Source organism: Methylobacterium sp. GC_Met_2, assembly GCF_026540795.1.
Classification (GTDB): domain Bacteria; phylum Pseudomonadota; class Alphaproteobacteria; order Rhizobiales; family Beijerinckiaceae; genus Methylobacterium.
Genome location: NZ_JALNUM010000144.1, coordinates 1 through 14002, shown reverse-complemented (window position 1 = coordinate 14002; position 14002 = coordinate 1). Strand labels below are relative to the sequence as shown.

Sequence of the window (14002 nt, the reverse complement as noted above, 5' to 3'; positions counted from 1 at the left end):
GCCTCGACGTTCCCCTCGACGAGCCGGACCGTTTCACCTCGTTCGCGGACGCACCCGAAGGCCGGCCGGTGCGCAGGGTCTGAAAGCCGGGCAACCGCTACCAAAAAAGGCGCCCGGGCCACCGTCCGTCACACGGGGGACGATAGGGTGCTTGAACTTGGGTCCCTCTTTGGCGCGTCGCGAGGGTCGCGGTCTCTGACCGGGATCCAGGCGCTCGGCAATGACGATCCGATCCTGATGGGCAAGCGCCTGACCGTCACGTCAACGCGGCTGGCGTGGGACCGGATACGGTCGACCCGCTCCACGTTCATGGCCGGAAAGCTTAACCCGCGCTGAACCGACCGGTTCAGGCTGCATCACGGACACGGCGGCATGCTCCGGCCATCGTCAACGGCGCCGACACGCGCGCAAGGAGCTTTCCCATGCCCATCATGCCCTGGATCCATGAGGCCCTTTATGTCGGCGGTTTCGCCGGACTGGCCATCGTAGCGCGGCAGGCGCTCGGACGGCGCGATCTCAGGCTGTCCGGCCTCCCTGGCCTCGAACGCCTGCGCCGTCCCTTCGGACCCGGCGCTGCGTCCCGCGAGCGGCCTTGGTTCACATCGGCACGAACCAGCGGCAATACCGCCTTCGACGCGTGGCGCGACGGCGAGATCAGCCGGATCGAGGCGCAGCGCCAAGGACTCGAAATCCGTCTCCAGGATTTCGAGAGCTTCGTCGACAAGCTGAAGCGCGCCAAGGATCGGGCGACCTTCGAGCGCTTCGTGGCGGAACATCCCGCCGGATCAGGCGCGGTAATCGACAGCGTCGGAATTGCCGATCACCCCGGTCACCGGCTCGGTTAGCGTCGTCTGGGGTTGCGCGGACGGTGCTGGCCGCCTGCAAACCTTCCTGAGCCTGCCGGGGCGCACCATCGATCTGCTGCAGGCTCGTCGGTGCCGGTGCTGCCTCGGCACTGTATCAACGCGGCTCCGCAGGCAAACCACCGCAATTCGGATCGCCCGTTCACGATAGGACCGCGCGATCGAGGTCCCGGCGCAGGTTCGGAGCGACACGCCCCGCCGACAGGTAGGAGAAGCCCTCGGTGATGCGCCGTGGGGCCTCGGGTGACCGACCAGTCGGCGAACACCCCGAACGGCGAGCCACTCCGGCCTTGGCAGTCGCTACCGTGGCACGCCAAGGCTCCCAACGCAGGCGCTCCAGCGACGCGACCTGCGTCGCCATGCCGTGCCACGTCGTCCGATCCGCGACGCGTGGTCCGGCACCGGGGGTGTCGTCGATCACCAGGATTATCGGTTCCTCCAGGTATCAGCCGAGCTGCAACCGGCAATCGTGCGGGATGAGGCTACCAAGCTCGGACGTCGTGGCCGCCGAAGATGGTCGGCGTCGGTAAGTCGAAGATGAAGTAGGGATTGAGGCTCGGCGGCTTGCCGGCCGCGTCCAGCCGCCCCTGCTGGTCGGCGCTCAACGTGACGTCGAGGGCAGCGATGTTCTGGTCCAGTTGCTCCAGACGGCTCGCGCCGACGAGCACCGATGAAACGCCGGGACGCCCCGCGACCCAGGCCAGTGCGACCTGCGCCATCGGACGTCCGAGTTCCGCCGCGACCGCCCGCAGAACGTCGACGACCGCGAAGTTGGCCTCCGTGAACAGCATGCCCCCGAACGGATTGTCGCCGTTGAGCCGCCCGTCGCTGCCGCCCTGGCTCGCCGCGCCGGACCGGTCCGGGAGGGACCCCGCCGGTCCCGCCTCCGCGAGCTTCTCGCGTCCATACTTCCCCGTCAGGAGACCCGCCGCCAGCGGGCTCCACGGGACCAGGCCCAGGCCGAGCGCCTTACCGGCGGGGAGGACGTCGAGCTCCACGCCGCGGTCGACCAGGGAGTAGCCGTATTGCAGGCCGACCGGCTCCGGCAGGCCGTGGGCGCGCGCCAGGGTGGCGATCTGCGCCGCGTACCACGCCGGGGCATTCGAGAAGCCGTAGTAGAGGATGTCCCCGCGAGCGACAGCATCGGTCAGGGCGCGCAGCACCTCCTCGGGCGGGGTCGTCCGGTCCCAGACATGGGTCCAGTACATGTCGATCCAGTCGGTCCGCAGCCGCCGCAGCGAGCCCTCCAGGCCGGCGCGGATGTTGCGGGCGCTGTTGCCGCCAGCGAGCGGCGTGCCCTGCGCACGGGAGAAACCGGACTTGGTGGCGATGACCAGTCGGTCGCGCAGCCCGCGCTCCGCGACCATCGCGCCGAGCATCGCCTCGCTCTCGCCCCCGGAATAGACGTCCGCCGTATCGACGAAGTTGCCGCCGGCCTCGACGTAGCGGTCGAGGATCGCCGCCGAGGTCGCCGCGTCGCTGCCCCAGCGGCCCGCGCCGAAGGTCATGGTGCCGATCGCGAGCGGGCTCACCGCCAGGCCTGAGCGTCCCAGGGTCCGATAGTGCGTCAGGTCCATCGCCGTACCTCTCTGGTGAGGATCGAGAGGTAATTCGCGGTCAATGCCGCGATTAGCCGTTATGATCGGCAAGGGCTTGTGAGCAGGGCTCAGGAATGCGGCGTGGCACCCTCGACGACCTGGCGGCCTTCGCGGCGGTGGCGCGGCTTCGCAGCTTCACGCGCGCTGCGGCCGAGATGGGGGTGTCGGCTTCCGCCCTCAGCCACACCATGCGGGCGCTGGAAGAACGGTACGGCGTGCGCCTTCTGGCCCGCACGACCCGAAGCGTCGCCCCGACCCCGGCCGGCGAGCGGCTTCTGCGATCCCTCGGCCCGGCCCTCGACGAGGTTGCAAAGGGCCTCGAGGCCCTGGCCGAATGGCGCGGGGAGCCCTCGGGCAGCCTGCGCCTGACGACGTTTCCCTACGCCGCCCGCACCGTCCTCGAACCTCGGTTGCCGCGATTCCTGATCGACCACCCTGCCGTTTCGGTCGAGGTGGTGGTCGACGACCGTCTGACCGACATCGTTGCGGCTGGGTTCGATGCCGGCATTCGTTTCGGCGAGACCGTCGAGCGGGACATGGTTGCGGTCCGGGTCGGACCGGACTTGCGCACGGTGGTCGTCGGCACGCCAGACTATTTCGCCCGCTCTCCTTGCCCCGAGACGCCCGCCGACTTGGAAGCGCATCGCTGCGTGACCTATCGCCTCGTCGGCGGCGGCCTGCTGCCCTGGGAGTTTGCCCGCGACGGACGCGAGGTCCGTATCCGTGCGGCCGGGCAGCTGGTCGCCAACGATGGCCCCCTCGCAGCGGCGGCCGTGCGGGCCGGGGCCGGGCTCGGCTACATGCTGGAGGACGACGTGGCGGACGACCTCTCGGCCGGGCGGCTCGTCCAGGTGCTGGACCCATGGTGCCCGCCGTTCCCCGGATGCCACCTGTACTATCCCGACCGGCAGGTCACCCCGGCCCTGCGGAGCCTGATCGACGTCTTGCGTTGGAGAGAGCCGGCTGCACGGGGGCTCGTCGCGCCCCCGGATCGCCCCTGAGACCAAGCCTGACTCAGGCGCCGAGCCAGCCGCGCGCAACCTCGCCGGCGAAATCGCGGTCGCTGCGCGGCCGGTGACCGAGCAGGCCGGCGAAGCGCTTCACCTCGGCCTCGCGCGCGACCGCGTCGTCCTCCTGATCGCGGCGCATCATCACCTTCAGGTCGTAGGCGAGCCACGCCGGGGCGAGGGCGCGGAGGCGTTGCTCCGGTACGTCGAGGTCGCCGCCGCCATAGGGCACCACGCGGCCCAGCGCCTCGGACCAGATCCCGGCCATCGCCGGATCCGTCAGGGCGTCCGGGCCGACGAGGTTGTAGGTCTCGGCCGGCAGGGGGACGTCTGCCCGCTCCAGCCACGGCAGAGGGGCCCCGTCCCGCCGGCGGTGTTCGTCAGAACCGTGCCGCGACACCGCCCATGATGGTGCGGGGGGCGCCCGGCGTGGCGTAGCGGTTCTGGAATGCACGATCGTAGTAGGTGGCGTCGAACAGGTTGTCGACGTTGAGGTAAACCCGCACTCCCGGCGTGATCCAATAGTAAGAGATCAGGTTGAGTGTTGTGTAGTTCGGCAGCTTGAAGGTCGAGAGTGCGGTCCCGGCGGCACGCTGGCCGACATACGTCACGCCGCCGCCGAGGCCGAGGCCGCGAAGCGCGGCGCTCTGGAACTCATAAACGGTCTGCATGGCGAAGCTGTCGGCGGGAATGTTCGCAAGCCGCGTCCCGACGGGCAACGAGTTGTCGCGCGCGACGGCGGCGTCGACGTGGGTGTAGGTGCCGAAGACCCGCCAGCCGGGTGCGAGATCGCCTGCAACCGTCAGGTCGAAGCCGCGGCTCCGCACGACACCGGCCGCGACGCTGAAGTTCGGATCGACCGGATCGACGGTGAGGACGTTGGTCCGCCTGAGGTCGAACACGGCCGCCGTGGCGCTCAGGTTGCCGTCGAGCATGGTGAGCTTCGCACCGGCCTCGACGCCCTCGCCCTGCTGGAAGGCGAAGGGGCGTCCCGAGCGGTCCGTGCCGGTGTTGGGGAAGAACGAGCGGCCGTAATTGCCGTAGAGCGAGAGCGCGTCCGTCAGATCGTAGACGAGGCCGAACCGCGGGGTCGCGACCGTTCCCTGCAGGCTCGTGGTGCGCCCGGTGCGGTAGTCGGTCGAGACAAGGCCCAGATCCTCGACGCGCACGCCGAAAAGGGCATGGAGCCGCGGCGTGATGTCGACCTGATCCTGGATGTAGCCGGCGTAGCTCTGGATGTTCTGGAGGAAGTTGGTGATCGAGCCGAGCGGCGGCAGCGGGAGCCGTCCGTAGCGGGGGTTGAGCAGATCGAGGGCGAAGGGATTGGCGTTCGCGTTCGAGCGGTTGAAGATTTCCCGGTAGCGGTAGCTGTCGTATTCCAGGCCCATCAGCAGGGTATGGCGGAAGGGGCCGGTCTCGAACTTGCCCGCGAGGTTGAACTGAAGGTCGAGATCGGCCCAGCTCAGGTCGCGGTGCTCGTAGGTTCGCCGCAGGGTCCGGCCGTCGCCGAGCACGTTCATCGCGCCCACGCCCTCACCGTAGAGATGGCCGCCGAGCGCTTGCGCACCCGCGGTCACCACCCAGTCCGGGTCGAGGCGGTGCTCGATGCGGAGCTGGCCGAGCGCATTGTCGTTGCGGACCGGCGGGATGCCGGGCTCGCCGATGATGCGGTTGCGCGGCACGGCACGCAAATGACCGTTGATGGGCACAATACCCCGATCGAAGGTCCCCGCGGTGCTCAGCACCTCACCCTCGAGCGTGATGGTCGTATCGGCCGACGGTTTCCAGGCGATCACGGGCGCAAGATCGTAGCGGTCACCGTGTACGAAGTCTCGGAAGCTGCCGTTATCCTCGACGGCGCCCGTGACGCGGGCGAGCACCTGGCCCTCCTGGTCGAGGGCTCCCGTGGCATCGAAGGTGGTGCGCTTCTGGTTGAAGCTGCCGTACTGGGTGCCGACCGCGAAGGAGCGCTCGGCGAGCGGCTGCTTGGTGACGATGTTGAAGGTGCCGCCCGGGTCGCCGCGGCCGTAGAGGAAGGCCGAAGGCCCCTTCAGGACCTCGATCCGCTCGATCGAGACGATGTCGGGCGAGTTCGGGAAGCCGCGGTTGATTGGGAAGCCGTTGCGGTAGAACTCGCCCGTGTTGAAACCGCGGATCGTAAACTCGGTCAGGCCGAGGCCCGCGAAATTGTTCGCGCGCCCCACGCCCGCGAGGTCCAGGGCCGTGTCGATGCGCGTCGCAGCCGCATCGGTGAGCACCTGATCGGACACGACGACGACGGTCTGCGGGACTTCGCGCAGGGGCGTGTCGGTGCGCGTCGCGCTGACGCTGTTCTTGGCGTGATAGTCATCGACCTTGCTCCCTGGCCTGCCATTCCCGGCGACCGATAATTCGTCGAGCTGCACCTCCTGCGTAGCATCGGCTGCGAGCTGTGCGACGGCAGAACTTGGTCCGAGGCCGATCAGGGAGCCTGATTGCGCTACGAATACGAGCGCGGTCGATGCGGCGAGTACACTGGTGTGTTTGAATTTTATGCGCGAAACGGCCACGGACACAAACCAACCTTGATCGGGGCGCGTCTGTTGCGATCCAGAAACATAAGGGGTCAAGCTTGTACGGGGCTATGTAAACATCCTTAGTTTGTAGTAATTTCAATAAACATCCTGAGATTTCTGGAAGGATTGTAAGATGCCTCCCTTCCAAGTTTGCGTGTGGCGCGCATGCTACAGCGGCCAGAGCCATCCAGGATCGAATGGTATGCTCTGAATTCGAGATAAATATAGAATAGGGTCAGATCAGCCTATGTCATAGACTCCCTCGCAGGAGAGCAGAATGGAATGCCTTCCTTGTTCAGATCATCGAGATAAACGGCTGGCAATTCCGCTTTTCGGAAGATGCACGTGCCGCAGCCTCGGTTTGATCCGAGTCCACGGCATCATGTGGCCCCGGACCTCTGCCGCGACCGGCGCCGTTGCGCCTGCGGAGCAGGAATCCTAGATGATCGAACCGAACGTCCAGCGCTTGGCACCGCTTGGGCGATCGAGGATGCGGGCGGCGAAATCCCGAACTACAGCGGCGATGGCGTGCTCGCGGTGTTCGACCGCGCCGGCGACGAAGCGCGGGCGCGCCACGCCCTATTGCGGTCGGCCCGGTCCGCATTGGCCGAGGCGGGCCATCTACCGGCGATCGACACCGTCACGCTCCGCGGCGTGACCGAGCGGCAGACGTTTTTCGGCTTGCGGGAAGGAATTATCTGACCAGCCGAACGAAACGAGCCGCTTTTTCTATTAGACCGCACAAAGCGGGGAAGTATCTCTCTCATCAAGAGGTGGGGCCTGAGGCGCCCGACCCAAACGCGGAGGCCTGCACGTGACCCATTCTGCCATCCCTCGCCGTGCCGTGCTGGCCGGCCTCGGCGGTCTCGCGGCCGCCGCGCCGGCTTGGGCCGCCGGCACGGTCACGCTGCCGCTGCCCGGCGGTCCCGACACGCGCGACCTCACGACCGCCTTCCCCGGCAAGGGGTCAATGATCCTGCAGCGCACCCGGCCGCCGCTCCTGGAGACGCCGTTCGCGGTGTTCGACCAGGGTGTGTTCACGCCCAACGACCGCTTCTACGTGCGCTGGCATTGGGCCTCGATCCCCACCGACATCGACGCGAACGCCTTCCGGCTGACGGTGCGCGGACATGTCGACCGGGCGCTGTCGCTGTCGCTCGACCCGATCGCCCAGTTGCCGCGCTTCGAGATCGCGGCGGTCAACCAATGCTCGGGCAATTCCCGTGGCCTGTTCGAGCCGCGGGTGCCCGGGGCGCAGTGGGCCAATGGCTCGATGGGCAACGCGCGCTGGACCGGCGTGCGCCTGAAGGACGTGCTCGACCGTGCCGGGGTGAAGGCGGGGGCCGTGCAGGTGCGCTTCAGCGGCCTCGACGAGCCGGTCGTGGACGACGCGCCGGACTTCAAGAAATCGCTCGACCTCGACCATGCCCGGGACGGCGAGGTCATGCTCGCCTACGCGATGAACGGTGAGCCGTTGCCGCTGCTCAACGGCTTCCCGCTGCGCCTCGTGGTTCCGGGCTGGTACTCGACCTACTGGGTCAAGATGCTGTCCGACATCGAAGTGCTGGACAAGCCCGACGATCAGTACTGGATGAAGACAGCCTACCGTATTCCGGACGTGCCCGGGGCCAACATCAAGCCCGGCCAGACCGGCTTCAAGACGGTGCCGATCAACCGGATGGTCCCGCGCTCGTTCGTGACCAACCTGCAGGACGGCGCCACGGTCGCTGCCGGCGCACCGGTGGCCGTGCGTGGGATCGCCTTCGGGGGCGATTGCGGGGTTCAGACAGTCGAGATCTCCAGCGATGGCGGCGCGACATGGACGCCGGCACGGCTCGGGGCCGACGCGGGCCCCTACAGCTTCCGCCGCTTCGAGGGCAGCCTTCCGGCGCTGTCGGCCGGCGGCCACGCCATCAAGGTCCGCTGCACCAGCACGAACGGCCTCGCGCAGCCGATGGACCAGGTCTGGAACGGGGCTGGGTTTATGCAGAACGGCGTCGAGACCGTGTCGCTCCACGTCGCCTGAGGGAGAGAGAGCCATGTCCACACCCCGCACCGCATGCCTGCTTGCCGGGCTCGTCCTCGCCCCCGCCACGGCATTCGCCACCCCGGCGCCCGAGCCGATGCGCTTCACCGCGCAGCGGGTCGAGCTGCCGAGTTCCGACCGGGCCTTCCCGGACGGCCCCGGGGTGGAGGCGGTCAACAACAACTGCCTCGCCTGCCACTCGGCCGGGATGGTGCTGACCCAACCCAAACTGTCGAAGGCCCAGTGGACCGAGACCGTCAACAAGATGGTCCACATCTACAAGGCGCCAGTCGAGCCGGCCGACATCCAGACCATCGTCGACTACCTCGCCGCGATGAAGCCGTGAGTGGAGCGTGCCGGGATCGACCCCGGCACGTTGTACCCCGGTGCCCGAACGTGGAGATCCAGATGTCGAGCTTGGCCGAGCGCAAGGCGCGCCTGATCGTGCACGGGGATGCGCCCTACAACGCCGAGCCGCCGCTCGCCCGGCTGCGCGCGGCCTACCGCACGGCGGCGGACGACTTCTACGTGCGCTCGCACGGCGACCTGCCCGAGATCGACGCGGATGGCTACCGGCTTACGGTCGACGGGGCGATCCCGACCGCGCTGGAGCTGTCGCTGCACGGATTGCGGTCGCGCTTTCCCCAGGTCACCGTGACCGCCACGATGCAGTGCGCGGGCAACCGCCGCGCCGACATGCGGACGGTGGCGCCGGTCTCCGGCGATCCCTGGGACGGAGGCGCGATCGGCACCGCCGACTGGACCGGGGTGCGGCTGGGCGACGTCCTGCGCGCGGCCGGCATCACCGGGGGCGCGGACCTGCATGTCGCCTTCGCGTGTCACGACACGATCCAGGGGCATCCCTACGGCGCCTCGATCCCGCTCGCCAAGGCGCTCGCCCCGGAGACCCTGCTGGCCTTCGCGATGAACGGTGCGCCGTTGCTGCCCGAACACGGCTTCCCGCTGCGCGCCGTCGTACCCGGGTTTGCCGGGGTGCGCAGCCCGAAATGGCTGACACGCATCACCGTGCAGGATCACCCGTCCGACAACCCGATCCAGGCCGACGACTACAAGCTGTTCCCGGCCGACGTCACCGCGGCGACGGCAGACCCGGCCAAGGGGCACACCATCAACACCATGCCGCTCAACGCGGTGATCTGCGCGCCGGCGCGGGGCGCGAGCCTGACGGCTGGGGTCCAAAGCCTCACCGGCTATGCCGTTTCGGGCGATCGCGCGGTGGTTCGCGTTGATGTCTCGGGGGATGGCGGCCGAACCTGGGCGCAAGCCGCGCTCGAGCATGATGCGACCGCGCCCTTCGCCTGGACGTTCTGGTCGATCGACCTCGATCTACCCGCGGGCGAGCATGAACTGGTGGTGCGCGCCTGGGACGAGGCCGGCCAGACCCAGCCGGCCGCTCCCGACGACACTTGGAACTACAAGGGCTATCTCGGCGCATCGTGGCACCGCGTGCGGGTCACCGTGGACTGAGCGCGTTCGAATGCGCCAGAGCCATGACCCGGAGGGGCCAGTCCGGCAGCGCCTCGGCAAGGAAGCGCCGCTCACGGCTTGCCCGCCTGGATCAGGCCGAGCAACGCATCGGCGGCCCGGCTGCGGTAGCGCTCCCTGTGGCGCAGCATCCGGACGGTCCGGGTCGGCAGCGGGAACGGCGCCGCGACCCGCACACAAGCGGCGAGCTTGCCCGCCACGACGGCCTCCGACAGGACGCTCGCCCCCGCGCCGGCCTCGACCGCGGCGAGAACGGCCTCGTTCGAGGGCAGCTCCAGCGCGACCGGGAGGTCCCGGGGCGGAACGCCGGCCGCCGCGAGCGCGGCCTCGAAGACCGAGCGCGGGCCGGATCCCGCCTCGCGCAGCACCCAGGGATGAGCCGCAAGATCGGCCGCCGTGCGTGCGCCTGCGGCGGCGAACGGGTGGCTCGGCGGCGCGATCAGAACGAGGCGATCCCGCGCGACCGCCGTGCTCGCCAGAGCCGGATCGTCGATCTCGCCTTCGACGAAACCGAGTTCGGCCGCGCCCTCGTTGACCGCCCGCGCCACGTCGGCGGTATGGCCCACTGCGAGGCGAACCGTGATCTCCGGGCAGGCTGCCCGGAACGCCACGAGACGGCGGGGCAGCCAATGGCTGGCGATGGTCTGGCTCGCATGGACGCGCAGGCTCCCGCGCCGCAACCCGCTGAGGTCGGCCAGCACCTGCTCGGCCGCCTCGGCGCGGGCGAGCACGGCTCGGGCTTCCCTGAGGAAGATGCGTCCGGCGTCCGTCAGCTCGATGCCGCGACCCACCCGGTGGAACAGCTTGACCGCATGCCGCCCCTCCAGTCCGGAAACGGCGGCGCTGACCGCCGACTGCACGATGTTGAGCGCCTCGGCCGCGCGGGTGCCGTGCTGGCGTTCGGCGACCGCCACGAAGATGCGCAACTGATCGAGAGTCATCGACGGGCTCGGCGGCAGAGAGGAAGCTGCGAGCCGATCATGCCTCGACCAAGCTTCGGTCGGCGGCTGCGCGTACGCTTGTCCCGCATACCTGCCCGGAGGCGGACCAGGAGTTTTCGGCCAGATTTCGTCGCTGTCGATCGCTCATGAAGCGTCTGAGACGTCTGGAAAGCGGCCGCGCCGTATCGGCGGCGCAGGTCGGCTACCGCTGATGGTCCGAAAACACGTGCGCGACGATCGCGTTGGCGTGACCGTGGCCTCGTCCAAGATCTGCTTTCAGCATAGCGACCAGGTCCAGATGCTTTGCTGGAAGGCGTGTCCGGACCAGCTGCTGCCATTCGCCGATCGGACGCCCGTACGTCTTCTCGATGAACGGACAATACGATGCCGATCCCTTGACGGAGTCGGTCGACATGCGGGGCGTCTTTCGCAGCAGGCGGTCGGCGCCAGCTTCGCCGCGCATCGCGCCGACCGCAACCCTGACGCGAGAACCAACACGGTGAGCTCGCTGGTGCCCCCGCAAGGGCCGAAGGCGCCCGTCCGCCTCTGCTGCGGATCTCCTTCGAAGCATCCGTTCAAGAAGAGGAGCCGCAGGCCCTCGCGCGTGACCTGTACGATGCCGTCGGCCAGGGCCTTGCCGCACTGGGGGCACGTGCCGCAGCGATCGAACTGGCTGCGCCCCCGGTGCGCGAGGATCTTCGCGGTGGTGCCCAGGGCATCGAGAGCTTAGCAGATGTGCGGAGGGCGTTGGCACCTGTGGGGCAGGCGACAACCCCCGCATGCCCCCACGTGGGCCCGGTCGTCGCAGGTCGCATGAAACTCACGGCTGGCCAGCGCGCGCTCAATGACGCGCGCCGGGAAGCACCCTCACGCATTCAGGGTCGGGGTTCGGTGTTCAGGCTGGCCTGGACGCGCGCCGACAAACTTCGCGCCACCACGTCAACCCCCGACCCTCTGCTGCCAACAGACGTCCTGCGCTCGCCCAATTGTGCCGGTAGTCGAAGTTCGTCGACGCACGCCCTTTTAAGTCGTTGCTATCGCTAGCCGCGGATCTCGGGTGTGCAGCGAGTGTGTCCGCCTCTGAGTACGATGTTTGTCGGTCAAGCCGATGCAAAGCTCCCGCGGACCTTTTTGCTCCGCTTTGCGCCGGACGGTGGGTGAAGCGGCAACAGTATTTTCTGGTGGTGTTCGAGCTGCCGCTTCAGTCTGAACGAGTGGCCTGGAGAACCATCGACGGCGTTCCGGGCGTCAAGGTTGAGTGGTTTTCAATCAGTCCGGTCTCGGGTGGCGAAATCCAAAAACAGGCGTTCAATCCGAGCGAACGTCCGACAGCTTTGCGCCAAGAGCTGACATTTGATGTTTGCCGGGAAGCGGACGTTGCTAGTGAGGGGGCGCCTGATCCCGCTGTTGAGTGGTACGTTTGAACATTGTTAAGCAGTGGGAATGACACTTGGCACGTCGAATTCCGGTCCAAGATGGAAGGCGCTGCGCAGGGTCACTTGCCCTGATCGTAAGGGATGAGGGGTGGATTGACCGGATCTTCTGGACGCCTGTGCCGCTCTAAGAGCTTTAATCCTGGTGCATCGATCCAGGCGGAGGCGTCAGCCGAGTTTGGAAGAGTTGATGCAAAACCAAAGAACTAGTGCTCACTCGCATGAACGAAGTGAATGCGTCAGAGCACTAGTACACCCGCAGGCGGAGAGAGCTCCTTGTCAATCCGTATTAGTTGCGTCTTACGTAGCTCCGTTGCCTTCAGCTCTTAGACCATAGTGTAGAAACCTCCGAATTGCTCACGATTTTCTCGCTCGCTGATGTTCCTCATCGGCGAGTCGATAATCAGCATCCCCGGAAGTGGAGTCTCGAGCTGCACCGCCAACCGGCGGGCGGCGATTGCGAAGCAGCATTTGAACAGTGTCTTTTTCCCACCACTGCTCAGGGTCGCGAAGTTCGTAACGGCGCGATCGTCCTGATCCTGGCCATAGAGCTCTGGATCGAAATTCGCCGAAGAAATCTCCACGCGATCCTTGGCGGTGATGCCGGGAACACCCGCCCGCACCAAGCAATCGAGAAAGTACGTCTTCAGGAGCTCCAGGTTGGTCACATCGCTCTGAGCTGCGTCGCGGGCGCTTCTCAGTTCGGCGCGAAGCCGTTGCGCGCGCGCGGCAATCCTTTCCAGCTCAGACCGCTGAGCGTCGACCATCTGGGATTATGATCGGCCCCCACGCGGTGGTCCAAGTTCAAAGTTAGTGCAGGGTCACACGGTCCGTGCTGATGTCAATCAAGGCCCAGCTGAGCCGGCGCGATGATCGAGTTTCATTAAAGCGCCGGGCATAGAAGTGAATAAAGCAGAATATAATCTGCTAATCAACGCCCGGTCTCAACATTATGGAATTGACTGAGCCGCGGTAAACTTACAGACGGCGCCATAATACGAGCTGCGCCGGGATAGCGGGACGCAATATCCCGACGCGTGACCAGCATTGCCGATCCGAATCTCGTCCTCTGCCGCGATCATTCAGCGCAACGGGTAGCACCGAGAGCTGCCCGTATCGCCCCCTCACGCCATGTGGAATCCGCTGCTGTCATGATGGGTGTCGAGGGAGAAGACTAGGCTAGCGTCGGCTGACGTGTGGCCAGCTGCATCGGTCTCGTAGACGGTGACCGTATGCTGGCCGTCGGCGCTGCCGTCGGTGGCCAGGACTGGGGTCGTCGTGGTGACCGCGCCGTTGTCGAGCTTGTAGTGCAGCGTGTCGCCACTCACGGACGGCGCATAGGTCACCAGGCCATCGCTGGTCGCGTGGGTGCCGCCCGTTCCGGTGTCGTGCGTGAGCGCGACGGTTGGGGCGGACGGCGCAGCAGCAGCCGTGGCGGTGCCAGACGTACCGGAGCCTGTGCCTGTACCCGTGCCCGTTCCCGGGACGGTGAACTGCTGCGATCCAGTGTTGGGCAGGCTTAGGCCACTATGGGCCACGGTCATGCCGTCGTAGCTGGCGCCGTCGACGTACAGATTGCGATCCGTACTCGCTGAGCCCCCGTAAAAGTCGTTGAGGAAGCTGATGCTAACCGCGTGATCGCCCGGACCAAAATCACCCTTCACGGTCAGAGTGTCGGACTGACCCGCTGCGTGTGCTGCATGAGCGGTCTGGACGCCCCCGATTTGGTGGCCATCCACGGAGATCGTGTACTGCGCGTCCCCGTTATAGGCGTCCTGGCTGATCTTCAGCACCAGCTGATTCGCCCCCGCGCCGATCGTCGTGGCGCTGACGGCCGGTGCCGTGCCGCCCGTTCCCGCTGCGGCACTCGTGTCGGGGGGGCTGGTGTTGTCTGGCGCAACGGTGGCGGCGGTGGTGGCAATGGTGACGCCGCCGTTTTGCAGGAGGACGGCCGGGTCGGCCTCCGAGGTCCCGAAGCTGTGGCCATCCAGGCTGACGGAACTGACATAGAGGTTACGGTCATGGCCCTCGCTGAACTGCCCGCTGCCATCGTACGCATCGTTGAGGAAGCGT

Annotated in this window: 16 protein-coding genes; 8 read left to right on the top strand and 8 right to left on the bottom strand. The window is 67.1% G+C overall.

Features of this window, described 5'->3' with window-relative positions; all coding sequences use genetic code 11:
• Positions 1–422 precede the first annotated feature (422 nt).
• A complete protein-coding gene (locus tag OXS49_RS29630) occupies positions 423–845 on the top strand; it encodes a DUF2852 domain-containing protein (protein ID WP_267428224.1) in 423 nt (140 codons plus the stop codon).
• A gap of 160 nt (positions 846–1005) precedes the next feature.
• On the opposite strand, the gene OXS49_RS29625 is transcribed toward OXS49_RS29630, so the two are convergent.
• Both OXS49_RS29625 and OXS49_RS29620 read right to left on the bottom strand, forming a co-directional pair.
• Entirely contained in the window at positions 1006–1284 is a 279-nt protein-coding gene (locus tag OXS49_RS29625) for a hypothetical protein (protein ID WP_244006733.1), read from the bottom strand.
• Positions 1285–1345: 61 nt separating this feature from the next.
• Complete coding sequence (locus OXS49_RS29620) at positions 1346–2440, bottom strand: aldo/keto reductase (protein WP_267428223.1); 1095 nt, start codon at positions 2438–2440, stop codon at positions 1346–1348.
• 95 nt (positions 2441–2535) lie between these two features.
• On the opposite strand from OXS49_RS29620, the gene OXS49_RS29615 reads away from it, so the two are divergent.
• Positions 2536–3462: a LysR family transcriptional regulator gene (locus OXS49_RS29615; protein ID WP_244006729.1), complete on the top strand. Its 927-nt coding sequence runs from the start codon at positions 2536–2538 to the stop codon at positions 3460–3462.
• 13 nt (positions 3463–3475) lie between these two features.
• On the opposite strand, the gene OXS49_RS29610 is transcribed toward OXS49_RS29615, so the two are convergent.
• Both OXS49_RS29610 and OXS49_RS29605 read right to left on the bottom strand, forming a co-directional pair.
• Complete coding sequence (locus OXS49_RS29610; RefSeq protein WP_267428222.1) at positions 3476–3868, bottom strand: hypothetical protein; 393 nt, start codon at positions 3866–3868, stop codon at positions 3476–3478.
• Entirely contained in the window at positions 3849–5873 is a 2025-nt protein-coding gene (locus OXS49_RS29605) for a TonB-dependent siderophore receptor (RefSeq protein WP_267428221.1), read from the bottom strand. Before OXS49_RS29605 ends, OXS49_RS29610 begins: the two co-directional genes overlap by 20 nt.
• 678 nt (positions 5874–6551) lie before the next feature.
• Between OXS49_RS29605 and OXS49_RS29600 the strand changes: the two genes are divergently transcribed.
• From OXS49_RS29600 to OXS49_RS29585, 4 genes are all read left to right on the top strand, one after another.
• Complete coding sequence (locus OXS49_RS29600; RefSeq protein WP_267428220.1) at positions 6552–6725, top strand: hypothetical protein; 174 nt, start codon at positions 6552–6554, stop codon at positions 6723–6725.
• A gap of 112 nt (positions 6726–6837) precedes the next feature.
• Positions 6838–8049, top strand: coding sequence for a molybdopterin-dependent oxidoreductase (locus OXS49_RS29595; RefSeq protein ID WP_267428219.1), 1212 nt, complete (start codon positions 6838–6840; stop codon positions 8047–8049).
• A gap of 13 nt (positions 8050–8062) precedes the next feature.
• The gene (locus tag OXS49_RS29590; protein ID WP_267428218.1) at positions 8063–8395 is read left to right on the top strand and encodes a cytochrome c; all 333 of its coding nucleotides are present in this window, start codon (positions 8063–8065) and stop codon (positions 8393–8395) included.
• A 62-nt stretch (positions 8396–8457) separates the two neighbouring features.
• A complete protein-coding gene (locus OXS49_RS29585) occupies positions 8458–9537 on the top strand; it encodes a molybdopterin-dependent oxidoreductase (RefSeq protein ID WP_267428217.1) in 1080 nt (359 codons plus the stop codon).
• 71 nt (positions 9538–9608) lie between these two features.
• Here the strand turns inward: OXS49_RS29585 and OXS49_RS29580 are convergent, their stop codons facing one another.
• Together OXS49_RS29580 and OXS49_RS29575 are read right to left on the bottom strand one after the other, a co-directional pair.
• On the bottom strand, positions 9609–10496 hold the full coding sequence (locus OXS49_RS29580) for a LysR substrate-binding domain-containing protein (protein WP_267428216.1): 888 nt from the start codon (positions 10494–10496) through the stop codon (positions 9609–9611).
• A 202-nt stretch (positions 10497–10698) separates the two neighbouring features.
• The gene (locus OXS49_RS29575) at positions 10699–10911 is read right to left on the bottom strand and encodes a DUF4287 domain-containing protein (protein ID WP_267428226.1); all 213 of its coding nucleotides are present in this window, start codon (positions 10909–10911) and stop codon (positions 10699–10701) included.
• A 131-nt stretch (positions 10912–11042) separates the two neighbouring features.
• On the opposite strand from OXS49_RS29575, the gene OXS49_RS29570 reads away from it, so the two are divergent.
• Together OXS49_RS29570 and OXS49_RS29565 are read left to right on the top strand one after the other, a co-directional pair.
• The gene (locus OXS49_RS29570) at positions 11043–11540 is read left to right on the top strand and encodes a histidine kinase (protein WP_346016979.1); all 498 of its coding nucleotides are present in this window, start codon (positions 11043–11045) and stop codon (positions 11538–11540) included.
• A 113-nt stretch (positions 11541–11653) separates the two neighbouring features.
• Positions 11654–11920, top strand: coding sequence for a hypothetical protein (locus OXS49_RS29565; protein WP_267428215.1), 267 nt, complete (start codon positions 11654–11656; stop codon positions 11918–11920).
• A gap of 335 nt (positions 11921–12255) precedes the next feature.
• On the opposite strand, the gene OXS49_RS29560 is transcribed toward OXS49_RS29565, so the two are convergent.
• Together OXS49_RS29560 and OXS49_RS29555 are read right to left on the bottom strand one after the other, a co-directional pair.
• The gene (locus OXS49_RS29560) at positions 12256–12696 is read right to left on the bottom strand and encodes a hypothetical protein (protein WP_267428214.1); all 441 of its coding nucleotides are present in this window, start codon (positions 12694–12696) and stop codon (positions 12256–12258) included.
• Positions 12697–13053: 357 nt separating this feature from the next.
• Positions 13054–14002, bottom strand: a 949-nt coding sequence (locus OXS49_RS29555; RefSeq protein ID WP_276082290.1) for a carbohydrate-binding domain-containing protein, incomplete at its 5' end; no start/stop codon positions are given.